The organism is Bianquea renquensis (assembly GCF_014384895.1).
GTDB lineage: Bacteria > Bacillota > Clostridia > Lachnospirales > Bianqueaceae > Bianquea > Bianquea renquensis.
Genome location: NZ_JACRSQ010000008.1, coordinates 43,096 through 69,523, shown reverse-complemented (window position 1 = coordinate 69,523; position 26,428 = coordinate 43,096). Strand labels below are relative to the sequence as shown.

Genomic DNA, 26,428 nt, shown 5'->3' with positions numbered 1-26,428 from the left:
CTGCCATGTGAAATTAGTCCGCCTCACGGCGGACTTTTTTATTTGGAATCCGACGGTTTTTTATTCTCATCGACCGGAGCGGGGAATCGAGCCGTAAATGAGCTTCCTTTCCCTACCTCGCTGCTGACCTGCAACTCTCCACCATATCGCTCCACCACATGCTTTGCAATGGATAGGCCTAAGCCAGTGCCCCCCATTTTTCTGGACCGCCCCTTATCCACGCGGTAGAATCTCTCAAAGATCCGCTCCAGATGCTCCTTGGCGATTCCAATCCCCGTGTCCTGCACCTGGATCATACTATTTCCCTGTGCTTTCCAGGCCCGTATGGTAATCGAGCCCTCTTCCGTATATTTGACGGCGTTATCCACCAGATTCATGAGCAGCTGTTTCAGCTTATCCGGCTCACACCGAACCTTCACGTCCTGTTGAACCTCCCAGAAAATATCCAGATTCTTCTGGCTGATCTTGCTGTCCAGCACTTCCAGCACTTGGGCTGCGATCTCCTCCACGGAAACCTCCTCCAGCGCTTCCTCCTCCCCCGGTCGATTTTCAATCTCCGACAGATACAGAATATCCTGAATCAACCGGTACAAACGATCCGATTCCATCTCGATGATGTCAAGAAATCGGTAGGCCACAGCCCTATCCTCCACCGCCCCCTGTTTCAGGGTATCAATGAATCCCCGAATCGAGGTGAGAGGCGTCTTTAGCTCATGGGTTACGTTGGACACAAAATCCTTCCGGACATTTTCCAGGCGGATGACATTGGTAATATCCTCGATCACCATGAGAAGTCCAATGGACTCCTTCGAATCGCGTGGGCGGATGGGATTGGCGTAGATCCGATAGATCCGCCGGCTGCCGTTTTGCTCGAATTCTGCGTCTACCCTGCGAAATTGCTGTTTTGCCATGGCGTGCTCCGCCACACGATACAGGTCATCATGGCGAACAAGCTGGTATAAGCTCTTTCCCTGGAGCGATTCGCTGGAGATGGACAATAAATCTTTCACCTGTTCATTGTACAGTATGACATTGCCGGAGAGATCCAACGCTAGGATTCCATTGATATCGCTGTTGAGCACAGCTTCCAGCTCCAGATTTCGCTCTCTCAGGTCCTGGAGATTCCGATTTAGCTCCCTAAGCATATGCTGAAATGCCTGGCTCACCTTGGCATACTCTTCTTCCGAATAATTGCGGATCGTCACGCCGTAATCCCCATCTGTAATTTGCTGCGCGCTCTGCATCAGCTCTTGAAGAGGTTCCGTCAAATGCCGGATGAATATTATATACAGGAAAATGGAAATGACGACACCCACGGCCATGATCACAATGCCGACTGCCATATATTGCAGCCCCAGCCCCTTGACCGCGCTGGTCGAGACAGAAAAGCGCAGGGCACGGTTCTCTCCCTGATCGGTAAAGGGAAGCGCATAATAGTATAGCTGTTCCCCTTGAACTGTTGATTCGCGCAGGCTACTTCCCGTCTTTCCCTCCAACGCAAGTTTGACTTCCTCCCGATCCCCGTGATTTTCCATTCTCTGGGGGTCCTCCAGAGAATCCGCCATCACCCGGCCGTCCCCAGCGATGATGGTGATCCGGCAGTCCAGAAGATCCCCATAATCCCGCACCAGGTCTTGCAGCCCAGACTCAGAGGGGCTTTCCTCCTGAAGGATTCTGATCAACAGTTCTCCCTGCTTCTCCATATCAGCCGCCAGCGTATCCATGTATAGCTCCTGGGTTTTGCTGTAAAACGCTAATGTGCTGACGCTGAGCAGGCATATCACCAGCATGATATAGGATACCAGCAGCTTTCGCCTCATTCCCCCACATCCTTTATAGTACGTTTATTCCCGAATAAATTTATAGCCAAGGCCACGGATGGTCTTTATATAGGCGCCGTAGCCTTCTGTCTCTAACTTTTTCCGTATATTGCGAATGTGTACATCAACCGTACGCGTCTCTCCGATATAGTCGTATCCCCACAGCTTTTCCAAAAGATAATCCCGCGTAAAGACTCGTTCCGGATTGGAAGCCAACAAATATAAAAGCTGAAATTCCTTCAGCGGCATATCCATCACTTTGGAATCGCGGATAATTTGATGTGTCGATTTATTGATAACCAGATCGCGAACGTGAATCTTCTCTTCCTGGCTGTCGCCTGTTTTGTTATAATCCCGATCTAAATGAATTCGCCGGAGAAGAGCTTTGATTCGCGCAAGTAGCTCGCTCACCCCAAAGGGCTTCCCCATATAGTCGTCTGCTCCCAGCTCCAGCCCAATCACTTTATGGACCTCTTCGTTTTTAGCCGTCAATAGGATGACAGGGAGATCCTTTAATCTTTCATTTCCGCGAATATATTTTAATATTTCCAGGCCATCGATCCCAGGCAGCATCAGATCCAAGACCGCCAGGTCAATGCTGTATTCATTCAAAATTTGCAGTGCTTTTTCCCCTGTATCGCTGGAATACACATGGTATCCATTCTTTTCTAGATTATAGATGAGCAATTCTAAAATGTTTTCCTCATCATCCACCACTAAAATGTTTGTAAACTCCAATGGGCTCCCTCCCGGCTTGCTGCGGTCATTTTTTTATATTTAATTGTAGATCTCATGTCTGCCTGTTACATCGTACAGAATCCACTCGCATATGTTGGTGGCATGATCCGCCATCCTCTCCAGATATTTGGCGATGGAGATCATGACAACGCCGTTATGCACATATTCAGGCTTTTCCCGCATCTCCTTCTCCTGGTCCAGAATCAACTGATCGTACAGCTCATCCACTGCGTCGTCCCAGCGGCATACCTCCATGGCTTTGGCCGCGTCCCGCTCGACAAAACTATCGATGGTGGCCTTGAGCATCTCCTTAACCTTCTGTGCAATCTCCGGCAATTGCTTCACACTGGAAGGCAACATGGGAGGGTTGATCTTCAAGATCCATTCGCAGATGTCCTCACAGTGATCGCCAATCCGCTCCAGATCCGTAATGATCTTTAAAATGGAAAGCACGTCGCGCAGTTCTCCTGCCGCCGGCGACTGTCGCAGGAGCAAGTGAATGCAGCGCTTCTCGATGCTCGCCTCCATGGCGTCCACGTCGTCATCCATGGTTATGGTCTGCCGTGCCAGCTCCTCGTCCTGACTGACCATGGCTTTCATCACATTATCCAGCGCCTTTTCGATGATCGCTCCCATTCGCGCGATATCCTTCTGAAGGCCCTTCATTTCTTCCCGATATTCGATCCGCAGATTCATGTCACTGCCCGCTCCCTTCTTCTCCACCTATTATCCGAACCTGCCTGTAATGTAGTCTTCCGTCTTCTTGTTGGCCGGAGTGCTAAACAGCGTCTCCGTATCGCCGTACTCGACCACATCCCCCAACAAGAAAAAGGCTGTATAATCCGATACTCTGGCTGCCTGCTGCATATTGTGCGTCACAATCAGGATTGTATACTCCTGCTTCAGCTCCAGAATGAGATCCTCAATCTTCAACGTAGAGATGGGGTCCAGCGCAGAGGTGGGCTCATCCATGAGCAGAACTTCCGGTTTCGTCGCCAACGCCCGGGCGATGCATAAACGCTGCTGCTGTCCGCCAGATAGACTCAGCGCGCTTTTCTTTAGGTCGTCCTTCACTTCCTCCCAGATGGCCGCCTGTCGGAGGCTCGTCTCCACCAATGCGTCCAGCTCCGCCTTCTTCTTGATCCCGTGGACGCGAGGGCCGTAGGCAATATTATCGTAAATGCTCATGGGAAAGGGGTTGGGTTTCTGGAAGACCATGCCCACCTTTGTTCGCAGATCGATGAGATCCATCTCTCGATAGATATCGTCCCCGTCGAGAAGAATCGTCCCCTCCACACGGCTTCCCTCCACCAGATCATTCATGCGATTGAGAGTCTTTAAAAAGGTGGACTTTCCACAACCCGACGGCCCAATAAACGCTGTAATCCGATTGCCAGCCAGCTTCATATTAATATTTTTTAGAGCATGAAAATCGCCATAATAAAAATTCATTGACTCCACAATAAATTTATCCATGCTATACCTCTCCATTATACAAGACTCTCAGAACTTTGTCATGAGTTTTCCGACTTTTCGGGATAAAAAGTTGAGCAGGATCACAACGAGGATGACCACCACACCGATGGAACAGGCCATGGAAAGGTCCCCCTTTTCTTTCGCCGCAAGATAGGCTTGCACCGTAAGCGATGCCCCGGACTCCAACAGATTTCCTGGAATTCTTGCCTGTGTCCCGGATGTGAAAAGCAATGCCGCCGATTCCCCGATAATCCGCCCGATACAGAGAATCACAGCCGTCAAAATGCCCGGCGCGGAGGCGGGAATCACAATCTTTACGATCGTCTGTATCTTCGTCGCCCCCAGCCCCAAGGAGCCTTCCCTGTAGCTCTCAGGGACCGTCTTGAGCGTTTCCTCCGTCGTCCGGATAATCGTGGGCAGCAGAATAATCGCCACTGTACACGCTCCAGCAAGAACGGAAAAACCCATCCCCATAAACCGCACGAATAGCAGCATTCCAAAGAGGCCATAGATGATGGATGGAATCCCTGCCAAGATTTCAATGCAGAACCGGATGCTGCGCAGTATCTTTCCCGGTTTGGCATATTCATTCAAATAGACGGCGGCGGAAATGCCGATGGGCAGGGCAATGAGCAGGGAAAGGCCTATGATCATCAGCGTTGTCACCAGCAAAGGAAAGATCCCGCCTCCTACCCTGACTACCTTCGCCTGAACCTGCCCCGTGTCCGGCAGTAAGGCGTTCAAATCCCCACAGTTCTCTGCTGTCAGCTTTGTGTCTCCAATGGAAACAATCTGATCTCCCTTCGTCAACTTCTGGCGGTCTCCGTTTTGATTCACCGCCGAGGCGAAGGGTGAGCCTTTCTCCATGGAGGTAATATAAAATCCATCGTCCCTCGCCTCTACCTGCACCCCCAGGTCGTCCGTCTCCTGCAATGTCACATAGGCTGTCTTATCATTGAAGTCTCGGATGAAAAAGTCCACGCTCAGTCCCGGCACACCTTTTACAAAGATATAGCCCAGTATGAGAAGAAGACTTCCAACAGTCAGACCGGTACACAGATAGATTAGCCCGCGCAGCGCTCCGTCCTTCACTCGATTTTTGATTTTAAAATTTGACATCCACATCACCCAATTTCGCTGTAATTTTGGTCAGAATCAGGTTAATCCCGAAAATAAACAAGAATAGGATGACGGCCGTTGCAAACAGCATTTCCTGGTGCAGGCCACTGGAATACCCCATCTCCATGGCAATATTGACCGTCAGTGGACGGATCTGCTGCCAGAGGGATGTGGGGATCCCTCCCCCCGAATTTCCCGCCACCATCATGACTGCCATCGTCTCCCCGATTCCACGGCCAGTCCCCAGCACGATCCCCGCCAACAAACCGGACCTCGCTGCGGGAATGACAAGATGAAAAATCGTATGGATTTTGGATGCCCCCAGAGCGTAAGACCCTTCGCGGTACGCATGGGGCACAGCCTGCAACGCTGTTACCGACAGAGACACGATAATGGGCAGAATCATGACCGCCAAGACAAGAATAACCGCCAGCAAGGATTGTCCCCTGGCATATGGAGATGTCTTCATAATGATGGGAACGATAAATCCTAATCCGAACACGCCAAATAAAACGGAGGGAATCCCCGACAAAAGCTCCACCGCCGGCTGCAAGATTTTGACCACAAATCGAGGCGCTAACTCCGCTATGTACACGGCTGTTAAAATGCCAATGGGGACCGCCAAAATGACAGCTCCTAAAGTGGAAAATAGGGAACCCACGATCATGTATAAAATCCCATAGGAGGCTTTTGCCACCTCATCATTGGGTTTCCACTGGAGGCCACTGATGAATTTCCAAAAACTATACCGCCCTTCCTTATTAAATGGGAAAAAGGGCTGCAAGCCCTGAAAAAATACGAAGAATGTAATGAGCAGAACGCTTGCAACCGCGATTAACCCTGTAATAAGGAAGAAGATTTTGGCAATCTTTTCATTTCGATGCTGCTGACCCATTTCTTCCTCCTCTCCTCCGTCCCTTAGTCCGTTACGGGGATTGCTTTTTCCGCGACGATGGCCTGTCCTTCCGCACTCATCATAAACTCGACGAAGGCTTTCGCCACCTCATTCATATTTTCCTCATGCCAGAAGATCAGGAAGGGACGAGAAATCTTGTATGTGCTGTTTTTTACATTCGCGTCCGTTGCCTCCACGCCCTCCACTGTCAGGGCTTTTACTGTCTCGTCAATGTAGGTAAAGGATACATAGCCAATGGCGTTGGGATTGCTGGCCACTGTGGACTGCACATTGCCATTTCCCTCTGCAATGGTGGCGTCGGAGACAAGGGCATCCTCAAAGCCCACTAGCTCTTCAAAGGCTGATTTTGTTCCAGATCCATTTTCTCTGGATACGACGACGATGGGGGCGTCATTTCCGCCGAGTTCCTTCCAATTGGTGACTTCGCCGGTGTAAATCTTTTTGAGATCCTCCATGGAAATGTCGGAAACCGTGTTGTCCGGGTGAACGATAGCGGCAATTCCATCATAGGCAAAGGTTTCCACCGTCATGCCGAAGGCTTTCTCCTCCTCCTTCAATTCTCGGGAGGCGCATCCGAACATGCTGACGTTCTCGTTGGCCGCCGTAATTCCAGAGCCAGAGCTGTTTCCCTCATATTCAATGGTGGTCCCTGGATTCTTCGCCTCAAATTCATCCTTAAGCTGCTGTATGATGGGTTCTACCGACGTGGACCCGCTTCCTGTTGCTGTTCCAGTGATCTTCGCCGTTGTGCTGCTGGTTTCCTGGCCGCTGGTTTCCTGGCTGCTCTCTTCCTGTTTGCTACTGTTTTCTTGTTTGCTGCTATTCGCCTGACTGCTATTGTCCCCGTTTCCACCACATGCCATCAATGATAGGGACAGCGTCAGAATCATGGCACACGCCATTATTTTTTTCATTGTCAATTCCTCCAATATAGATTGATTGCTTTTCTTTTACGGATATCATCATAGCACCTGAATGTAAAACGAGTATCATGTCTATGTAAAGTCTATGTAAAAAAGTTCGCATTCCGAAAGCTTATATCAAGTCCCCTTATGGCCGCCTTTAGGACCAGGTCTGCATATGAAAAACGAGGGGAGCCCAAAAGTATGAATTCATAGGAAGTGACATCCGCTTCTTTGTGGAAAACTTTTATTTCCTTAGCTAGATAGCATTGTTGGGATTAGCTTGCCAATGCTCTATTAATGATATAATGGATGATTGCAAGCAGTCTTGTGCCGGAGGAGGCGGGGTGTGGCAGCCGGTAGAAAAATGCACGCCGGGCTTGCCTGCTTCGACCCTCTCCGGCGTGCAATGGCAATCCAATTCTCTTCCGGTTATGGCGAGGGGTGCGACCCTATGTGACAACCGGTAGAAAAATGCACGCCGGGCTTGCCTGCTTCGACCCTCTCCGGCGTGCAATGGCAATCCATATCTCCCCCGGTTATGGCGGGGGTGTGCGATCCTGTGTGGCGACCGGTAGAAAATGCACGCCGGGCTTGCCTGCTTCGACCGCCTCCGGCGTGCAATGACAATCCATATTTCTTCCAGTTATGGCGGGGGGTGCGATCCTGTATGGCAACCGGTAGAAAAATGCACGCCGGGGCTTGCCTGCTTTGACCGCCTTCGGCGTGCAATAGCAATCCATATCTCCTCCGGTTATGGCGGGGGGTGCGATCCTGTATGGCAACCGGTAGAAAAATGCACGCCGGGCTTGCCTATTTTGAACGCCTCCGGCGTGCAATGGTAATCCAACTCTCCCCCGGTTATGGCGGGGATGTGCGATCCTGTGTGGCAACCGGCAGAAAAATGCACGCCGGGGCTTGCCTATTTTGAACGCCTCCGGCGTGCAATGACAATCCATATCTCCCCCGGTTATGGCGGGGGGTGCGATCCTGTATGGCAACCGGTAGAAAAATGCACGCCGGGGCTTGCCTATTTTGAACGCCTCCGGCGTGCAATAGCAATCCAATTCTCTTCCGGTTATGGCAGGGGGGCGACCCTATGTAACAACCGGTAAAAAAATGCACGCCGGGCTTGCCTGTTTTGAACGCCTCCGGCGTGCAACAGCAATCCAATTCTCCTCCGGTTATGGCGGGGATGTGTGATCCTGTGTGGCGACCGGTAGAAAAATGCACGCCGGGGCTTGCCTATTTTGAACGCCTCCGGCGTGCAATAGCAATCCATATCTCCTCCGGTTATGGCGGGGGGTGCGATCCTGTATGGCAACCGGTAGAAAAATGCACGCCGGGGCTTGCCTATTTTGAACGCCTCCGGCGTGCAATGGTAATCCAACTCTCCCCCGGTTATGGCGGGGATGTGCGATCCTGTGTGGCAACCGGTAGAAAAATGCACGCCGGGGCTTGCCTGCTTCGACCGTCCCCGGCGTGCAACAGCAACCCAAATCCCCCCGTTTATGGCGGAGGGGTGCGATCCTGTGTGACAACCGGTAGAAAAATGCACGCCGGGGCTTGCCTGCTTCGATCGCCTCCGGCGTGCAATGGCAACCCAACTCTCCACCAGATATGGCGAGCCAGCCGACGCGGCAACTGGAAGCAAAGGACATGTCGGTATAGACTCCCGTATCGTAGACAAAATCTATCGATTCACAATGACTGATGCATCTAGAGCATCGTCCGTCAAGAGTGTGGATAAAATCTGTAAACACTGATCTTCTATGGTAATGACTGGGCTGAATGCCCTCTATTGAGCATTCAGCCACTGCATTATATAGCACTGGGAAATACGCTGTGCCCACTGTTCCGTTTACGGGAAGCCGCTTTCAGACGTTCACTGCTGCCGTAGCTGCTATTTTCCTGTTCCCTCTCATACTCCTCCAGGAGTTGGCGGATACTGTTGTATTTTCCCTCTAGTAAAGACCAATTCTCATGTACAGAAAGACTCAAAAAGGTGTCCCAAATGTATGAACGCTTGAATTCATACTTTTAGGACACCCTCGTTACTGTCGTGCTCCAGCTCTACCGGACGTCTTTCAGGCTGTCAGAAATGGGTTTTTTCCAGACTAGCGTTCGAGGTATATACTTCTTCATACTTTCTAAAATTCGCTCGTCTGGCTCAAAGATCAACTTCAAAGTCTTCTCATCCTTCTTTGCGATCCCGATAAATGTCTTGGAATTGACGGCGCCGCTGCCCGCGTTCAAGACCTTATCATATTTCGCATTGAACTTCGCCTGATACTGCGGCTCATCCGCCCGGGCAATGATTTGGAACAATTTGCAGTCCAGCGATACCATTCTCTTCCGCATGCTGCGGTGATAGATACAATCGATATCCAAATTACCATCGGTATAAATATACTCATATTCCTTATCGATTCGGCGGATCAAAAACCACGTGCCAAAACAAATGACAACAAAGACGACGGGGAAGAAGGTCTTAAGAATAAAAAGCCCTGCGATACTGAGCACAATGGCCAACACGATGAGTCCAATTTTTATGAGAATATTTTTCGACTTATTTTCCTGTTTCACCATCTGTTCAATAAATGTATTATCCATTTCGTTCTCCCTTTCTGTAGGACGTCATTTCTTTTATTGTAGCACACTTTCTAGAGGTTGTAAAACCCTATAAATGAACTTTTTGTAAATTTGAAGTCTTGCACGCCCATCAGTTCCCGTGCCGAATGCATAGATAGTATGGGAATCCCCATATCCAGAATGCGACACGGAAAATTGGCTGCCATGACAGGCCCTAGAGTGGAGCCGCCCCGCATATCGGAACGGTTGACAAATTTCTGCACTGGAATGTGCAAATCCTCACAGATCGACTGATAGACTGCATACTCGTTGCTCTGGGTCATATAGCTTTGCCCCGCCGCCAGCTTGATGACCGGCCCACCATTGAGAACCGGGCGGCAGACAGGGTCATGTTTCTCTGGATGGTTGGGATGGACCGCATGGGCCACATCCGCCGAGATCATAAAGGAGCCCACCAAGTCGTCCATATACTCTGTCCGAATTCTCCCCAGAGCCGCCGACATTTTTTCCATGATCATCCCGAACATAGCTGATGCGGCTCCTTGAGGCGTCCGGCTGCCCACTTCCTCATGATCCAGGGCCGCCAGTACATTAACCCCCGTTTGAGGCGTCGCCTCCATAAGCGCAGACACTCCAGCCCAGACAAGGGATAGATCATCCAGCCTGGACGCCGATAGAAACTCTCTCTCAAATCCCACTAGCTGTGGCGGCTCCGTCACATAGGTAAAGAGATCAAAGTCGAGAATTTGGGCCGGCGAAATTCCAAACTGAGACTTGACAGCATCCCAAAAGAAATCCGATTCCGTCTCCAATTCTGATACACAGGCTCCCACCGGAAGCAGATCCACCTGAGGATTCAATGCGTAACCGCTGTTGACCTCGCGATTGAGATGGATCGCCATATTGGGAATAATCAGAATTGGCTCCTGAAAATCGATGAGCCGCACTTCTGGGTAAAAGGGGTCTTTGCTCCGCAGGGTCAACCGCCCAGCCAGAGATAAGGGGCGATCCAACCAGGTGGAATAAATCGGCCCTCCATAGACTTCGGCGTTCAACTTACCATACCCCTGCACCTTCATCTGAGGGGAGGGCTTGATTCGCAGGCATGGTTGATCCGTGTGCGCGGATATAATCCGATAAAAGGGACAGTCCTCATCGGGCATCTGTTCCGGCAAAGCAAAGGCGATCAGCGCAGAATCATTAATTCTAACGAAATACCGACCTCCCCAGTGGACCGTCCATGCTCCCCGCAACGGCAATTCTTCGTACCCGCCGTCCAGCAGCTGCTTCGCCATATTGTGAACTGCAAACATGGCATTGGGGGATCCCTGTAAAAAATTCATCAATGAATGCATCGACTACCGCTCCTCTCCTCTTCCCGTCATCTCGTCCTGCCGTTGCCGGCAGTCCTGCGAAATACCACATTCCTCACATTTTGGTCCTCTCGCACTACAACAGCGCCTCCCATGAAAAATCAAAAGGTGATGGCTTAAAGACCACAGATCCTTACGGATCGCCTTTTGCAGTTGCTTTTCCGTCTCCTCAACCGTTGTGGCATTGGCCAGCCCAATTCGGTTCGAGACCCGAAATACATGGGTATCCACCGCAATGGCCGGTATGCCGAAGGCGTTGGACATGACCACGTTGGCAGTCTTTCTGCCAACCCCCGGAAGAGTGGTCAACTCTTCCATGGTCCTTGGAACTTCTCCCCCAAATTGATCCGCCAGCTGCCGAAATAGCCTAAACAGGTTCCTAGCCTTCGTATTATAGAATCCCAGGGTGTGGATATATTGGGCAATCTCTTCCTCCGACAAAGCCAACAATGCTTCCAGTCCTGGGCAATCCCGGAACAGAACTTCTGTCACTTTATTGACCTGCCGGTCCGTGGTCTGGGCGGAGAGGACTGTCGCTGTCAGAAGCTGTAAGGGCGTCTCAAAATTCAGCTCACAGCGCACGTCTGGGTATGCCTCTCGCAGCCCTTGAAGAATACGCTCCGTTTTCTTTGTCATCGTCTATAAACTCCTTCCATGGTATCCAAACTTGCCGAGCGTTACCCCAGAGGTCACGCTGGCGGTACAGCAGCAACACAACCGCCCTTTCCCCTTGCCCTGACGGGTCAAAGGGCAGAATCTCCAGATGCGTGCGGGGGTCCGATGGTCTCACGGGACTTGGAGAGCCGTCCGGGCACGGCAATCGCCGGTAGAAACGCCGGATTTCTTCCTCATAGGTTTTGTTTACGTCAAGCCCCGCCATCCAATCCGGCAGGCTCTTAGCCTTATCCCGGCAGTACAGGTCCAACTTCAACAGCCAGTCCAGACGGGTTCTCTGCCCATCTGACATGTAGTCCGCCATGCACTCCCGGAAAATCGTGTAATACTCGGTGAAGCGAACCTGCCTGCTCCCCTCGATCCGCTCTCTCCAATACTGTCCCAGCGCTTCATAGAGGGCAAAAGCGGTAGGGAAAACTGTCTGCGCCCAAGCCAGAGAATATCGGAACTGTCCCCGATTGTAGTATCCTTCCACCATCTCTTCCACATTTTTGAGCCGGCAGAAATCCGCAAACGGCATGGAATCCGTCTCCAAAACTTCATAGGGAGCGGCGGCGCTAGCTTTCAATCCCCATCGCCCCTTTTCTCTTTCCAACATGGTTCCGCGAAGAAGCTTTAAAAAACCTAACTGCAACTGATGCGGCCCAAGGGCATACACATCATTGAAAGAGCGCTGAAAATCCTCATACCCCTCCAGCGGCAGCCCTGCGATCAGATCCAGATGCACATGAATATTTCCTGCCTCTAAAATCCTGCGGATCGCCTTGAACGCCTGCGCCACATTGGTGTGCCGGTTTACAGCCTCCAGCGTCTCTTTCTTGGTTGACTGAATACCGATTTCCAGCTGAAAGAGGCCGGGGCGCGCTTGTTCTAGCAAATTCAACATATCCTCATCCAGGAGATCCGCCGACGCTTCAAAATGGAAATTTGTCGTATGATTATCCTTCTCGATTAAGAACTTCCAGATCCCCATTGCGAAGGCTTTGTCACAATTGAACGTTCGGTCGACGAACTTTACTTGCCGAACGCCTGCTTCCAAAAAGACGGACAATTCCTCCAGCACCATGGCGAGGGGCTTATAGCGGAGCGTCTTTTCCAGGGATGACAAACAATATCCGCATCGGAAAGGGCATCCGCGGGACGCCTCATAGTAGAAGATTTTTCCATCCTTCTGCGCCGTCAATTCCTCTTTCCCATAGGGAAACGAGAGAGAGTCTAGCGCTAAAGGCGCCTGCTCTGGCATGTGGATCAGACTTCCTTTACAAAAAAAGCTGATTCCTGCCACAGACTTCAAGCCATCCAGCGCTTCCCTCGACCACGCTCCTCCGTCGCGGCAGCCCGATGGCAGGTCCAGCGCCTTTAAAACCTGGCATAGAGATTCCTCCCCCTCTCCCCTCACAAGAATGGCACAGGACTGCAAGGTTTCCGGCAAGGATTCCAGCAAACCATCGGACGCTTCTGGCCCTCCCAGTATTAAGATGGTCTCCGGCAGAAGGAGGTGTATATCCGACAAAATCGAAAGACTCTTTTCAATGTTCCATATATAGAGGGACATACCCAAGATATCCGGCGATTTCAGACATAGTTCCCGCACGATCCCATCTCGTGGCTGATTAATCGTATACTCTTCTCTCTCCACCTCCCACCCCCGCTTGCGGACATAGGAGGACAGACAATTTAACGCCAGGGAGGTGTGGGTGTACTTCGCATTGAGCGTGGCCAGCAATGTCTTCATCTGTGATTCGGTCCTTTCGATAACTTTGACCCGTATTCTCTGTCCCACTGGATCGGTCATATTTCTTATTCTCCGTCATACAATAAAAGAAAAGCCTGCTGACGGAGGACATTATGGTTTCAAGAGCGAAAAAACTTCTTTCCTGGCTCATTTTACTGACATTTTGTATCATAGCCTACCAGGTATTTCCCTGGACGCAGAGCCTTCCCGCCACGACAAAGCCCTCCTCTGATTCCCCGAGCATCCTTCCAGCAGATGGGACAAACGATGTGCTGCTCTATCCAATTTTGCAGATTGTGACAACATCTCCGGCCAAAGGCGCGACCCTGACGCTGCAAGATGGGGACGGAGTGAAGATCGATGGTGAAACACAGCTGGACGAGGACAGCGTGCGCTTCTATCCGTACGACCTTCTCTCCCCTGGAACGTCCTACCGGCTAGAGGGAACCATCCGCAATGCCGATGGCCATACATATACTGTGAGTAGTAATTTTTCGACCCTCTCTTCCCCGATGCCCAGTCTTTGGGTTGAAGTTCTGCTGAGCGACGTTCAGGAAGTTCGGATCTGGACCAATGGAAATCTCAGCCGCGTCATGCCTTGCTCCGGCGGGACGGAAGAATCCCCCACTATCATGGGGACGTTTACACTTCAGGAAAGAGGGGACGACTTCTACTCTCCCCGTTTTCAGGAAGGCGCCCGCTATTGGATTCGCATCCACAAACAATACCTGTTTCACAGTGTACCCCGGGATGAAGATGGCAACATCATCAAGGCTGAGGAAGATAAAATCGGCGCCCCTGCCAGCCACGGATGTATCCGTTTGCTTGACAAAGATGCCGAATGGTTGTATCGTATGGTCCCAGACGGGACGATGGTGATTATCCATCCCGCCGAGAGTATATTTGATCAAAGCCTCCTGCCCTAATCAATCTCCAGATGGGCCTTCAGCTCAGCTACCGTCTCCGCCAGAGCCGCTTCGTCCGCGATATAATAGTAGATCCCATCGATCTTCGTCCCCTGTCCCTTGAGCGTCGGAAGTTGGGTCACATTATTCACGCACTGGCTGTAATTGGTAGCCAGGCTCAGCAGCGTTTCAAAGTCCATGTCGGTCAGGACGCTGTCGGCCACGGAATCGAGAATCTGCTTATAGTTGGCCACGCTGTTGAAGGACAAGGCCTTTTTGGCGATGGCAACAATGACTTGCCGCTGTCTCTCGCTGCGGCCAAAATCTCCATTGGGATCATCGTAGCGCATCCTACAGTACGCCAAAGCTCTGGCCCCGTCCAGCTCCGTAGTTCCTTTTGTGAAAGAATATCCGTCAATGGAAAAGTCCAGTGTATTCTCGACGGTGATCCCCCCAACCGCATCCACGATCTTCTGAAATCCCGCAAAATTCACAACCGCATAGGCGTCAATGGGGATCCCCAGGAATTTCTGCACGGTGTTGATGCTCATCTCAGCGCCGCCAAAGGCGTAGGCATGGTTGATCTTGTCCATCGTCCCTCTACCCACAATTTCTGTCCTGGTATCTCTGGGAATGCTCAACATTTTCACGGAGCCTTCCCCCGGATTGATGGTGCAGACGATAATCGTATCGCTCCGCCCTCTTGTCTCTGTCCTGCCAAAATCCCCCGTATCGGTACCCAGCAACAGAACAGAAAATGGTTTTTGAGCCTTGATCAAATCATCATGGGTGATCTCACCTGAGTCACCTGAATCCACTCGAAGGTTGTCCGTTTTGACAGGCGCGTACATAGTGCCCATTGCAGTATTGACATCAATCATGGCCTTTAACACCATGCCCCCAACCCCAACTATGCAGAGCATGATAACGGAAAAACAGGATATAATCAAGACTTTTTTCTTCTTTTTCTTGGACATCTTTTTGCTCATCGACATTCTCCTTACCTGAATCTGTATGGACATGTGCCCGTCGGCACACCCGTAAATACGCCGCGGATCTGGCGAATCAAATGCCTGATTGGTCCGCGGCGAAATCATGTTCCATCGTATTTCGTCCAGTATATCATACTCTTATGTAAAAATCAAATATTTCTTCTCTCATCTGCCCTGAATCCGCTTTAACAGCGGTGCAGCCAAATTTTTTTCTGCGCGTTCTTCGGATTGGAGAATCCACTCGTGTCCTAGCACCTGAAAGAGAAGTCCCACTCCCTCCCTTATGCTGTTTCCATTTTGCCACAAGCTTAGCAACAGTAGAATTCCACCGTACGCCACAAGCTTTCCCCCGCTCCGCAGGCATTTCATCCTGGGAGAGTGCTTCACCGCAAGATTGGAATAGCCTAACATGGCGGTCATGGGTAACAATCCGTAGATTAGACTTTCCCCTCCCGCCAGCAGCGGCCACCACTCTGGCATCCGCGCCGCCTTCATTCCGCTTGCCGTCACAAGCAGCAAGCCCAGCGACACAGGCCAGTAGCGATTCATGCTCCATCCTGGACGAAGTCCTAAATCGGTTTCTGCCAGGATCGCCTGCTTTTGACGGTCTCCGCCTACTAGAACCAAAATCGCCTCCATAAAATGTAACACGGCAATGACGGCCATCAGGCCCGCGGCATCTGCCTGCAAATTCAGCCAGGGATGCAGAATCCGCGATACTGCGGTTATAAGGGCGGCACTGTAGGAAAAGCAGAGAAATCGAGGATGAATTAGGGAGAGCAGAAGGGCGACAGGAAATAGGAGGATCAGATAGATCCCCGGTTGAATCGACAGGCCGAGCACGACCATGACGGACACGGCCACAAGTCCAGCCACCACCCCCTCCAAGGCGGAGTACAGTGTGATTCGGCGGGCGAATGCTGCGCTCGCGCCATTTTTTCTATATAGCTGCCAGCAGACTAAGACTGCAATCCAAAATATAGGGTTCAAACAATTCTTCGCCGCTCCATGGAGACAAAGGTACAGGATCTGACTTAAATCCATCCCATCTCTCCAGCTTAATCCAGCATGGTCTGTAGCGCCTCATAGGCTGTCAGAAATTGGATATCCTCCTGGTGAGATGCCAGAGACTGATAGCTGACGCCGGTAGGCAGATCGATCACGATGTCCGGCTCAATTCCGACACCGTGGATGTAGTTGCCATTGGGGGTATAGTATTTGGCCATGGTAACTTTTAGTGCTGTGTCATCCTGAAAGGGCACTGTCCGCTGTACCAGCCCTTTGCCGTAGGTTCTTGTGCCAACCAGGGTCCCAACACCGTGATCCTGAATGGCGCCGGCTAAAATCTCAGAGGCGCTGGCTGAATTTTCATTGACTAACACCGTCAGTGGAAGTCCCAGGGAATGTTCTGCGTCAGAATTGTATGTTATCTTCTCTCCGTTTTTGTCCACGGTGTAGGTTATGATCCCCTCCGGAAGCAGAGCATCCGCAATTTTTTCAACAGCGTCGACTCGTCCCCCCAGGTTGTCCCGAAGGTCAAGGATCAGACCTCGCAAGCCTTGCCCTCGTAGTTCTTCCAACGCTGCATCGAATTGGTTGGGCGTGATCTCATCAAAGCTTGAGATGGCAATGTACCCGACGCCATCCTCCAACATCTCATGCTCGACAGTGGGCACTTCTATTTTCTTGCGTGTGATCTCAATCTCCACTTCCGAATCCGTTGCCGGGCGATAGAAGGTGATTGTCACCGCCGTATCGATGGGCCCTTTTAATTTGGCCGCCAACTCATCTGTCGTTAGACCGGTCACATCCTCCCCCTCCACTTTCATAAACTCATCGCCTTGCTGTACCCCAGCAGCCTCGCTCGGACCGCCTTCATAGACGCTTACTACGCGGATTCGCCCAGTTGCGTCATTTTTTACGATGGTGACGCCAAGTCCCCCGTAGGTCCCTGTGGTGCTTACCTGAAATTTTTCATACTGTTCTTGTGTGTAATACCGCGTGTAGGGATCGCCAACCGCCTCCGCCATACCTTCGTACGCCCCGTCCAGAAGCGCCTCCGTGTCATATTCCCCTAAATACAAGCTATCCAGTGTCCGCACAATGGCATCCGCTTTCTTGACCAGCTGAAGTGCTTGCTTTACCGTCAAGCCATCGGATTTCATCGCCGTCAACAGATAACTGTGCGTATATGCGAATACCCCAAATACAACAGCCCCCATAAGCAAAAGCCCACACACAAATCCGGAGATAAATGATTTTGTATCCTCTCGATTCTCTTTATTCCAAAACATGCCGCGCCTCCCATTTCCATCAAATCGCGAACATTCCGTTGATCGGTACGTTCTCTTTCTTACAGGCTATTCAACCATGGTATTCATTATGCCCTGTTCCATGAAAAAGTTTGCGTTCCGCAAACTTTAGATTATATCCGCCTTGCGGCGGTTTTTCCTTTTGGATGAAAAAGTTTGCGTTCCGCAAACTTTAGATTATGTCCGCCTTGCGGCGGTTTTCCCAGATGAAAAAAACACCCTGCGGGTGTTTTTTTCAGAAGGCGGTTGCCCCGGTATCCATGCTCTTATACGTAGTTCCAGGGATTCGTATGAGATCCGTTGACCCGCACCTCAAAATGGAGATGATTTCCCGTTGAATCTCCCGTACTGCCAACCGCTGCTATGGTCTCTCCCTGCGACACCGTATCCCCAACGGAGACGAACAGCTGCGAGCAGTGGGCATACAGAGTTGATAGCCCATTTCCGTGGCTGATGACCACATAGTACCCGTAGCTTCTGTTGTACTGGGATGTGATAACCGTTCCCCCCGCCGCCGCCTTGATGCTCGTCCCTTGAGGAGCCGGAATATCCAGACCCGTGTGGAAGCGCTGTCCTCCATAGATGGGATGTTCTCGATCCCCATATCCAGAGGAGACGCGGGTATATCCAGGAAGCGGCCATGACAGCGTGCTGTTCGATGTAGTTCCCCCGCCGCTTGGCTCCTCAGTGCTTGGTTCCTGGGGCTGGCTCGAGCTATTTTGTTCTTCTTGCCGGCGCCGCTCCTCCTCTTCTTGGCGCCTCCTCTCTTCCTCCTCTTGACGCTTCCGCTCTTCCTCTTGGCGCCGCAGTTCTTCCTCCGCCGCTTTAATCTGCGCCTCAATCTCAGCCTCCTGCTTGTCCAATTCGGCTATGTATGCAGTGAGCTCGTCCTCATTTTTCTTTAAGGAAGAGAGTTCTACCGACTTCTGTTCCTTGGATGCTTCCAGATTGGCTTTCTGCACTTCCTGTTCCTGCTTATCAGCCTCAAGCCCTGCCTTCGTCTCCTCGATCAGGGTTTCCTTCTCCTCAACCGCCTCTCTGGATTCCACAAGATTGTCCATAATGCTGCGGTCGTATTCCACCAGCTGTTTCGTGTATTCCATGCGGGTAAAGAAATCGGACACACTCTCTGCGCGAAGCAAGACCTCTATGTAGTTCACATCGCCAGTCTCATACATCATCTGAATCCGCTGTTTCAGAGCGGCATAATATCGTGTCTCTTCCTTCTTCGCCTCTTCCAGCTCCTCCTGCGTCTTAACCAGGAGCGCTTCCTGATCGGTAATCTCCTGCGTCAGCCGGTCGATCTCCATGCTATATTCCACAATCTGTTCATCAAGCTTTTGTACTGTCGCATTGACTTCGTCAATCTTCTGCTGCGTCTTCGCTAACTGATCCTGGGTATTCTCCTGCTCATTCTGGATGTCGCTCTGCTGTCCTTTTAGATCATCCACTTCATCAGCTAAAACCGGTGACAGCGCGATAACCGCCAACAGAAGTGCCACAATACCAAGGGTGGCAAAGGATCGTAGTCTTTTTTTCACGTTGTGTCCCTCCACTTTCGTTTACAATGCCCACTCATTCCGCGGCTCAGCCACAGAGTACAAGTCATCCCCGAGTTAACCTGTTATACCTTCAAATGTTTTCGGATTGAAATTGAGCTGCCGATGATTCCCACCAAGACCCCTAAGATCAAAAATAGAGGGATCAGCGTCTGCATAATGGTATTGACGCTGAGAAAATTAAATAGATAGCTGACCGATGAGAATCGCTCATTGATAATCTCCACCACGTAGTAATACGCAAAATAAATCAGACATCCAGGCACGACGGCCCCGATCAGCCCGATAATTACGCCTTCCACAATAAAGGGAAGCTTGACAAAAGAATCCCGTGCCCCGATATATTTCATAATATTGATCTCATAGCGGCGGATGTACACGGAGAGTTTAATCGTATTGACAATGAGCAACACCGCAATGAAAACCAGGATGGCGATCAGGGCCAATCCCACATAGGTAACCAATTTGCTGAAGGAAGATAGCATATCCGCCGCCTCATTGGAATACTTGACGCTCCGCACATCGGAGCTTGTCTCCAGATACTCGACAAAACTCGCCTGCGACTGTGCATCGTATAGATAGACTTCAATGTTTGCACAATTCGCCAGCGGGTTATCCTGGTCCAGCTCGCTGAGGATATCGGAATTTAGCCCCGTCTCCTTCTCCAGCGTCTGTTTAAAGTTCATCCACGCCTCGTCGGGCGATATGTACCGGGCGCCCTTCACCTCATCCCTGGCATTCAGCTCTTCCGCCAGGTTTCTGCCTTGCTCCTCTGTAACGCCCTCCTTCAAAAACACAACAATCCCCAGGGAATTTCCAAGATCGTTTGTAAATTGCTGAACATTGCGGACGATGCAAAATGTAAGTCCGAGAATAAACAGGCAGGCAGCAATGGTCCCGATGGACGCCAAGGACATAAGGCCATTCCTGAGAATCCCCTTACAGCCATCTTTTAGACATACTTTTATCGTTCTAATCCTCATCGTCGTACCCGCCTTTTTCAGAATCTCGGACAATCTCACCCTTCTCCAGATGGATCACCCGCTTCTGCATCGTATCGACGATGGCTCGATCATGGGTCGCGATGATAACCGTCGTTCCCCTCTTGTTGATTCGTTCAATCAGCTCAATAATCTCTTTTGAATTCTTAGGGTCCAGATTGCCGGTGGGCTCATCGGCCAGCAAAATCGGAGGATTGTTGACAATTGCCCTTGCAATCGCCGTCCTCTGCTGCTCGCCCCCTGAAATCTCGCCGGGCAAGTATTTCGATTTGTGCGCAAGTCCTACCATATTTAAAGCCAACGGTACACTGCGCCGAATCTTTCGACTGGACTCCTCGATAACTTCCAGCGCAAAGGCCACATTTTCATACACAGTCTTTTTCGTGAGAAGGCGGTAATCCTGAAAGACGATCCCCATTCTGCGGCGGAGCGCTGATACATTTTTTCTCTTTAGATGCGTCACGTCCTCGCCGTCTATGGTGATCGCGCCTTCCGTCGGGTCGAGCTCCTTCATCAGCAGCTTTAACAGCGTGCTTTTTCCGGAACCGCTCTCCCCGACGAGAAAGACAAATTCGCCATCTTGAATTGTCAAATTAAGTTCTTTGACTCCCGTTACATCATTGTCATATATTTTGCTCACATTGCTCAACTCAATCAAAACAAGTCTCTCCTATTCAAAGCCAAGGCGGATCAATATCCGCTCTTCTCCATATAATTCATATACTTCGCCACCATCAGCGCGATCTTAAACGTAATGGCATCCTCAAAAGTGCGAATATCCAGCCCCGTGTTCTTCTGGAGCTTGTCCAGCCGGTATACCAGCGTATTTCGATGGATATACAGCTGTCTCGATGTCTCGGAGACATTCAAACTGTTCTCAAAGAATTTATTTATGGTGTTCAGCGTCTCCTCATCAAAATCGCCAACCTTGATATCCTTAAAGATCTCATCGATGTACATCTTGCAGAGGGATAGCGGCAGCTGGTAGATCAGGCGGCCGATGCCGAGACGGTTGTAATTGATAATCAACTTATCTTCATAAAAGATCTTTCCGACCTCCAACGCCATCTTCGCTTCCTTGTAAGAGCGAGAGATATCTTTCAGATCGTTGACAACCGACCCCAGCGCGACCCGCACCCGGCCCATGGCTTCACTGCTCAGCGTATCGACGATGCTCTTAGCCGTCTTCTCCATAACGCCGCGCTGAGAATCTTCGCTGACATCCTTCACCAGGATAATATTGTTCTCATCCACCGCCGTGATGAAATCTCTGGTTTTGGCAGGAAACAGACTGCGGATGATATCCATGACAGAGCTATTGGTATCCCGGTCGTTGTTGGACTCAATCAAAAATACAATCCGATTGATATTATTTTCGATATGAAGCTTCTTCGCTCTCGTATAGATGTCAACCAACAGCATGTTGTCCAGCAGCAAATTCTTAATGAAGTTATCCTTGTCAAACCGCTCTTTATACGCAACCAAAAGATTTTGAATCTGAAAAGCCGTAATCTTCCCCACTTTGTAAACGTCTTCGTCTTCTCCCTTGATCGACACGACATATTCTACGGTATGCTCATCGAACACTTTAAAATACTGATATCCCTGAATCAACATGCTCTCTGCCTTAGAGTGAATAAGATCGGGAACGGTAGGGACCTGGCTTCCGATATCAATATCTTCCGTCGTTGCTAAAACGCTTCCTTCAACGTCCATAACGGTGATGTCCCGCTTGGTGATGCCTTTGAGGCCATCAATGGTGCTCTGAAGAATCTGGTTTGAAATCATAAATGTCCACTCTCCTATGCCTTCTGTTTTGATATATTGTCTATATTGGCTTAAACCGGACTTTCCGCATTGATTCAAGTTATTATGGTTAAAACTTGTGCGTATCTATACTATATCGCATTTTGGGAAAAAAAAAAAGAGAGAAAATACATTTTTGTTTGTTTTTCCCTCTTCTTTTTCTTTTATAGTCCACAATTTATCTATTTTGACGATGTTTTTGCGGCTATTTCTCAGTTGGTGATGGTGAGTTCCGTTTCCTTGTCAAACACGTGGATTCTAGAAGGATCCATCGCCAGCTTCAGGCGGTCGCCGGACTTAACCTGAATACGAGGATTCACTGTGGCGATCAAGTCTGTGTCCTCAATGGACAGGTACAGGTGCATCTCCGCTCCGAGAAGCTCTGTCACGTTTACATCGGCTACGATGGAGGAGTCAGCAAACTGCTTCAGCGCAGCTTCTGTCTCATGAATATCCTCAGGGCGGATACCCATAATCACTTCCTTGCCTATGTAACCGCCATCCTCAACGGTCTTCGCCTTCTCAGCAGGCAATTTTACCTTCTGACCGTGGAACGCCAGGTATACATCGCTGCCTTCCTTCTGGGCAACTGCGTCGATGAAGTTCATCTGGGGAGAGCCAATGAAACCTGCGACAAACAGATTCTGGGGTTCATTGTATAGCTTAACAGGAGAGTCAACCTGCTGCATGATGCCGTCTTTCATAACGACGATCCTTGTTCCAAGGGTCATAGCCTCAACCTGGTCATGGGTAACATAGATGATCGTCGCCTGCAGTCTCTGATGCAGCTTTGCGATCTCAACACGCATCTGGACACGGAGTTTCGCATCCAAGTTGGAGAGAGGTTCATCCATGAGGAATACCTTAGGTTCACGGACAATGGCACGGCCCATCGCAACACGCTGTCTCTGTCCACCGGAAAGAGCTTTCGGTTTTCTGTCAAGAAGATGCTCAATCTCAAGAATTCTGGCTGCTTCCTTAACTTTGGCTTCAATTTCAGCTTTCGGCGTCTTGCGCAATTTCAAGCCGAAGGCCATGTTGTCATACACGGTCATATGGGGATACAGAGCGTAGTTCTGGAAAACCATGGCGATGTCTCGATCCTTGGGCGCAACATCGTTCATCAATTTATCGCCAATATACAGCTCACCTTCTGTAATTTCCTCCAACCCTGCGATCATACGAAGCGTTGTGGACTTACCACATCCTGACGGACCTACAAAGATGATAAATTCTTTATCTTCAATATCAAGATTAAAGTCATTGACCGCTGTAATACCGTTGCCATAGGTCTTTTTAATGTTCTTTAACTGCAAACTAGCCATTGGAACAGCCTCCTTAAAAATTTTCATTGTTAAAACTCTATTACAAATAATACACCATTTTTCACTTTTCGGCTATTGATTAAATAGACAAATCCGTATTTTACAATTTGGTTACTTTGCATACAAACTATGCATTTTCTTAGAATAGTTGCAATTTTATCCAAGAATTGCCTCAGGAATTGCTGTATTCAACAAAGCCCTCGCCGAACACTTCCCGAACATCTGTCACAATAAGAAACGCTCCGGCGTCTTTTTGTGCAACAATTTCCTTGATTCGAACAATTTCTTTCGAGGAAACTACACAAAACAACATCTTCCTGTCCTTTCGAGTGTACATCCCCTGGCTGGATAAGCCCGTCACACCGCGCTGTAATTCTTTTAATATGGTATCTGCCAATACCTCCCAGCAGTCGGAGATGATGAAAATGGCTTTGGAATAGTGGAACCCCTCCATGACTCGGTTTGCCATGTGGGAAGTCAGAAAGATGCCCACCACAGCGTACATGGCTTTCGAGACATCAAAGACAAAAATGCCGCTTAGAACAATAACCGCGTCGACAAAGAACAGCAAATAGGGTATGGAAAGATGACTGTGATAATGGCTGATGATTGCAGCGATAAGGTCCGTGCCGCCCGTTGTTGCGGAAGCCGTAAAAACTAAGCCGATACCCGCTCCACTCAAGATTCCACCGTACAGGATATTTAGGATCATATCCCCGGAATCATAGGCCCATTTCTGTGTCAAAAATAAAAACAAGGAGAGCAGAATCGTTGCAACACACGTTCTTCCAAGGAAAGCTCTGCCCTTTATGACAAGTGCAATGATTAAAAGTGGAATGTTGATGACAAAATTGGAAAGATACAGTGGGATCGAGACCGGCAAAAACCGCTCAGAGAGTTCCTTAAGGAGGATTCCGATGCCCGTGACTCCCCCCGTAATGATGCCGTGGGGCTCAAAGAAAATATTCAATGCCGCGGCCAGAAGGAAAGTCCCAGCGGTGATCTTTCCCATATCCAGCACAGCTTTCCCCCTGCTGGCAGCTCGTTTCCGGTCTTTTGCCATTTCTCCACCTTCTCGCGATTATCGCACCCTTGAATCCTCTGAAGAGCCGGCGCTGTCAGAAGAATTCTGTTGCTGCCACTCCTGATACTTGCTGGGGGTAAAAATGCTGGCCATCAATTCCTTTGTTTTCGCACTGTCCATGACAAAATAGTTGCGGTCGCCCACATCCTCTGTCCCACCTGGCAGGGTCCCCGTCACCAGGTTGTCCAGGTCCACATCCCCAGCGATAGCGGCATATTTTAGTATATCCCCTACCCCTAGGTCCGTATTCACATATTTATAACAAATTCGAATCAGTTCGGGAATCTTTAAGATGTTCTTTCCCTGAAGCAGCTGTTTCGCAGCGGCCTTCATAAACTCCTGTTGAACTTGGACCCGCTGTAGATCAGCTTCAGAATATGTTTTGCGGTGTCGGACTACGGCTTCCGCCTGCTCGCCGTCCAACACCTGCGGACCGGCCTCTACCGTGACATTCCGCTGGTAATCGTCGTTCCACGTGGTAATCGTCTTCGGCACGTCGAACTCCACGCCGCCGATGGCATCCACCACTTGTCGAAACCCTTCGAAGTTGACGGAGACATAGAAATCCACGTCGATATCCAAAATCTTTTCTACCATGTCCACGGTCCAATCGGTGGCGTGGTCCCCGTACGCAAAGGCGTGGAGTTCTGTGAGCTTCATCTCCCGATATGCATATTTGTTTAGTTTGCGCAGTTCTTTGTACTCTTCGTCTGTCAGCTTGATATACGTGTCCCTGGGAATGGAGATGATGGATGTCGTCTTTGTCTCTTTATTGAAATTGCAGAGCATGATGACGTCCGTGTGGACTTCCTCCAGGTCCATTCCAATTAGCAGGGCGGTGACATTCTCCTGATTGGGCTTCTGCCCCATCCATTCCAGAAACTCTCTCTCTTCTTGACTTAAGCTGGATTCCTCTGACGTCTCTCTGGACTCCGACTGACTGGGCTGCACGCCAGAGCTCATCTCTCTCGACGATTCCTGGGCTATGTCCCCTGAGGAGTCTCCTCCTGGGTTCAGAGCTGCGTAAATCCCCACCCCTGCAACTCCGACGATGACACAGGGAAGCAGAACAAATACCAAAACTCGTAATACCTTCTGACTAGGCGTCAACCTTTTTCTTCTTTTGCTCATTCCTCTTTCTCCCTCTTTTTTCCGTGCGGGCCAATGCCGCGTTCATGCATCTCTTAGTGTACCATATGTCTTTTATGTTTTCATTACAAATCAATAAAATTTGTATTTCTTTTTGGTGCGAAATCTGATACAATAGCATCATTCGTTGTGAATATTATTGATATGTATTGGAAAGGAGGATCCCTATGAACTCGTACCCCGCAGTGTTAATCACCGGTTCCTCCAGGGGAATCGGCCGGGCGGCCGCACTATCCTTTGCCCGGCAGGGCTATCAGGTATTTATTAACGGCCGTCCCCCGGGGACTGCACTATATGAGCTCCAGGCGCAGATACAGGATTGCTACCGCGTTCCCTGCCACGTGATTGCCGCTGACGTATCGGACTATCCCTCAATGGAGGAGGCTTTTCGCAAGGAAATCTATACTCGGGTTCCACGCCTCCATGTCCTAGTGAACAACGCCGGAATCTCCTACTCAGGCCTTCTTCAGGATATGCCGGAGGATGCCTGGGATCAGGTGCTGAATGTCAATCTAAAATCCGTCTATATCTGTTCGAAACTGGCTATCGCTCCTATGGTTCAAGCCCATGAGGGAACGATCCTAAATGTCTCCTCGATCTGGGGCGTGCGGGGGGCTTCCTGTGAGGTTGCCTATTCCGCCTCCAAAGGCGCGGTTAACGCCTTCACTCAGGCACTGGCGAGAGAACTAGCTCCCTCGGGCATTCGGGTCAACGCCGCGGCCTTCGGCTGTATCGATACGGCCATGAACCAATCCCTTGCGGAAGGAGAACGCCACGAACTGGAAGAGGCCATCGGGGTGGGACGCTTTGGAACCGCTGAGGAGGCCGCTGCCCTCTTAACCTTCCTTGCGAGCCCTGACAGCTCCTACATCAATGGCCAAATCATCACGATGGATGGTTGTTTTCTGTAACCCGTATGCCCAGAGCGGTATACGGGGTATTCCATTAT

The 26,428-nt window shown here is 50.2% G+C and carries 26 protein-coding genes; 5 read left to right on the top strand and 21 right to left on the bottom strand.

Going from position 1 to position 26,428, the window contains the following annotated elements; translation table 11 throughout:
• Positions 1 to 38 precede the first annotated feature (38 nt).
• From H8730_RS07150 to H8730_RS07120, 7 genes are read right to left on the bottom strand one after another with little or no spacing between them, the layout of a single operon-like run.
• Complete coding sequence (locus H8730_RS07150) at positions 39 to 1,820, bottom strand: ATP-binding protein (RefSeq protein ID WP_177719502.1); 1,782 nt, start codon at positions 1,818 to 1,820, stop codon at positions 39 to 41.
• Positions 1,821 to 1,844: 24 nt separating this feature from the next.
• Positions 1,845 to 2,558: a response regulator gene (locus H8730_RS07145; RefSeq protein WP_177719501.1), complete on the bottom strand. Its 714-nt coding sequence runs from the start codon at positions 2,556 to 2,558 to the stop codon at positions 1,845 to 1,847.
• Between the two features lie 39 nt (positions 2,559 to 2,597).
• Positions 2,598 to 3,281, bottom strand: coding sequence for a phosphate signaling complex protein PhoU (gene phoU, locus H8730_RS07140; protein ID WP_177719500.1), 684 nt, complete (start codon positions 3,279 to 3,281; stop codon positions 2,598 to 2,600).
• Positions 3,282 to 3,284: 3 nt separating this feature from the next.
• Positions 3,285 to 4,034: a phosphate ABC transporter ATP-binding protein PstB gene (gene pstB, locus H8730_RS07135; RefSeq protein ID WP_177719499.1), complete on the bottom strand. Its 750-nt coding sequence runs from the start codon at positions 4,032 to 4,034 to the stop codon at positions 3,285 to 3,287.
• A 27-nt stretch (positions 4,035 to 4,061) separates the two neighbouring features.
• On the bottom strand, positions 4,062 to 5,153 hold the full coding sequence (pstA, locus tag H8730_RS07130; protein WP_249289603.1) for a phosphate ABC transporter permease PstA: 1,092 nt from the start codon (positions 5,151 to 5,153) through the stop codon (positions 4,062 to 4,064).
• A complete protein-coding gene (pstC, locus tag H8730_RS07125) occupies positions 5,140 to 6,048 on the bottom strand; it encodes a phosphate ABC transporter permease subunit PstC (protein ID WP_177719498.1) in 909 nt (302 codons plus the stop codon). The genes pstA and pstC overlap by 14 nt, the downstream gene beginning before the upstream one ends.
• Before the next feature lie 23 nt (positions 6,049 to 6,071).
• Positions 6,072 to 6,983 carry a phosphate ABC transporter substrate-binding protein gene (locus H8730_RS07120; protein ID WP_249289602.1) on the bottom strand — a complete coding sequence of 304 codons (912 nt, stop codon included), beginning with the start codon at positions 6,981 to 6,983 and terminating at the stop codon, positions 6,072 to 6,074.
• Between the two features lie 569 nt (positions 6,984 to 7,552).
• On the opposite strand from H8730_RS07120, the gene H8730_RS07115 reads away from it, so the two are divergent.
• The 3 genes from H8730_RS07115 to H8730_RS07105 all read left to right on the top strand — a co-directional run bounded on the left by H8730_RS07115 (position 7,553) and on the right by H8730_RS07105 (position 8,685).
• A complete protein-coding gene (locus H8730_RS07115) occupies positions 7,553 to 7,816 on the top strand; it encodes a hypothetical protein (RefSeq protein WP_249289601.1) in 264 nt (87 codons plus the stop codon).
• A gap of 39 nt (positions 7,817 to 7,855) precedes the next feature.
• Positions 7,856 to 8,086 (top strand): hypothetical protein, encoded by a 231-nt coding sequence (locus H8730_RS07110; protein WP_249289600.1) that lies wholly within the window; start codon positions 7,856 to 7,858, stop codon positions 8,084 to 8,086.
• A 92-nt stretch (positions 8,087 to 8,178) separates the two neighbouring features.
• Complete coding sequence (locus H8730_RS07105; protein WP_249289599.1) at positions 8,179 to 8,685, top strand: hypothetical protein; 507 nt, start codon at positions 8,179 to 8,181, stop codon at positions 8,683 to 8,685.
• 359 nt (positions 8,686 to 9,044) lie between these two features.
• On the opposite strand, the gene H8730_RS07100 is transcribed toward H8730_RS07105, so the two are convergent.
• Genes H8730_RS07100 through H8730_RS07085 form a run of 4 tightly spaced genes read right to left on the bottom strand, consistent with a single transcriptional unit; the run spans position 9,045 to position 13,406 of the window.
• Positions 9,045 to 9,584: a DUF6106 family protein gene (locus H8730_RS07100; RefSeq protein ID WP_177719580.1), complete on the bottom strand. Its 540-nt coding sequence runs from the start codon at positions 9,582 to 9,584 to the stop codon at positions 9,045 to 9,047.
• Positions 9,585 to 9,634: 50 nt separating this feature from the next.
• Positions 9,635 to 10,918: a M18 family aminopeptidase gene (locus H8730_RS07095; RefSeq protein ID WP_177719579.1), complete on the bottom strand. Its 1,284-nt coding sequence runs from the start codon at positions 10,916 to 10,918 to the stop codon at positions 9,635 to 9,637.
• Between the two features lie 3 nt (positions 10,919 to 10,921).
• Complete coding sequence (gene nth, locus H8730_RS07090; RefSeq protein WP_177719578.1) at positions 10,922 to 11,572, bottom strand: endonuclease III; 651 nt, start codon at positions 11,570 to 11,572, stop codon at positions 10,922 to 10,924.
• Positions 11,508 to 13,406, bottom strand: a complete 1,899-nt coding sequence (locus tag H8730_RS07085; protein WP_177719577.1) for a B12-binding domain-containing radical SAM protein — start codon at positions 13,404 to 13,406, stop codon at positions 11,508 to 11,510. The genes nth and H8730_RS07085 overlap by 65 nt, the downstream gene beginning before the upstream one ends.
• Before the next feature lie 53 nt (positions 13,407 to 13,459).
• Here H8730_RS07085 and H8730_RS07080 point away from each other — a divergent pair, with 53 nt between their 5' ends.
• A complete protein-coding gene (locus H8730_RS07080; protein WP_249289598.1) occupies positions 13,460 to 14,272 on the top strand; it encodes a L,D-transpeptidase family protein in 813 nt (270 codons plus the stop codon).
• Here the strand turns inward: H8730_RS07080 and H8730_RS07075 are convergent.
• From H8730_RS07075 to H8730_RS07030, 10 genes are all read right to left on the bottom strand, one after another.
• Positions 14,269 to 15,240, bottom strand: coding sequence for an LCP family glycopolymer transferase (locus H8730_RS07075; protein WP_177719576.1), 972 nt, complete (start codon positions 15,238 to 15,240; stop codon positions 14,269 to 14,271). The two genes, H8730_RS07080 and H8730_RS07075, sit on opposite strands and share 4 nt — an antisense overlap.
• Before the next feature lie 168 nt (positions 15,241 to 15,408).
• Positions 15,409 to 16,287 carry a hypothetical protein gene (locus tag H8730_RS07070; RefSeq protein WP_177719575.1) on the bottom strand — a complete coding sequence of 293 codons (879 nt, stop codon included), beginning with the start codon at positions 16,285 to 16,287 and terminating at the stop codon, positions 15,409 to 15,411.
• 14 nt (positions 16,288 to 16,301) lie between these two features.
• Positions 16,302 to 17,537 (bottom strand): S41 family peptidase, encoded by a 1,236-nt coding sequence (locus H8730_RS07065; RefSeq protein ID WP_177719574.1) that lies wholly within the window; start codon positions 17,535 to 17,537, stop codon positions 16,302 to 16,304.
• 284 nt (positions 17,538 to 17,821) lie between these two features.
• Entirely contained in the window at positions 17,822 to 19,096 is a 1,275-nt protein-coding gene (locus tag H8730_RS17855; RefSeq protein WP_177714700.1) for a peptidoglycan DD-metalloendopeptidase family protein, read from the bottom strand.
• 83 nt (positions 19,097 to 19,179) lie between these two features.
• Positions 19,180 to 20,097 (bottom strand): permease-like cell division protein FtsX, encoded by a 918-nt coding sequence (gene ftsX / locus H8730_RS07055; RefSeq protein ID WP_177714702.1) that lies wholly within the window; start codon positions 20,095 to 20,097, stop codon positions 19,180 to 19,182.
• Complete coding sequence (gene ftsE, locus H8730_RS07050; RefSeq protein ID WP_177714704.1) at positions 20,087 to 20,773, bottom strand: cell division ATP-binding protein FtsE; 687 nt, start codon at positions 20,771 to 20,773, stop codon at positions 20,087 to 20,089. Before ftsE ends, ftsX begins: the two co-directional genes overlap by 11 nt.
• A 32-nt stretch (positions 20,774 to 20,805) precedes the next feature.
• Entirely contained in the window at positions 20,806 to 21,903 is a 1,098-nt protein-coding gene (locus H8730_RS07045; protein WP_177714706.1) for a PucR family transcriptional regulator, read from the bottom strand.
• 230 nt (positions 21,904 to 22,133) lie between these two features.
• Positions 22,134 to 23,246 carry an ABC transporter ATP-binding protein gene (locus H8730_RS07040; protein ID WP_177714709.1) on the bottom strand — a complete coding sequence of 371 codons (1,113 nt, stop codon included), beginning with the start codon at positions 23,244 to 23,246 and terminating at the stop codon, positions 22,134 to 22,136.
• A 172-nt stretch (positions 23,247 to 23,418) separates the two neighbouring features.
• A complete protein-coding gene (locus tag H8730_RS07035; RefSeq protein WP_177714711.1) occupies positions 23,419 to 24,309 on the bottom strand; it encodes a YitT family protein in 891 nt (296 codons plus the stop codon).
• Positions 24,310 to 24,327: 18 nt separating this feature from the next.
• Positions 24,328 to 25,461, bottom strand: a complete 1,134-nt coding sequence (locus H8730_RS07030; RefSeq protein WP_177714713.1) for an LCP family protein — start codon at positions 25,459 to 25,461, stop codon at positions 24,328 to 24,330.
• A gap of 185 nt (positions 25,462 to 25,646) precedes the next feature.
• Between H8730_RS07030 and H8730_RS07025 the strand changes: the two genes are divergently transcribed.
• The gene (locus H8730_RS07025; protein ID WP_177714715.1) at positions 25,647 to 26,390 is read left to right on the top strand and encodes an SDR family NAD(P)-dependent oxidoreductase; all 744 of its coding nucleotides are present in this window, start codon (positions 25,647 to 25,649) and stop codon (positions 26,388 to 26,390) included.
• Positions 26,391 to 26,428: the final 38 nt, after the last annotated feature.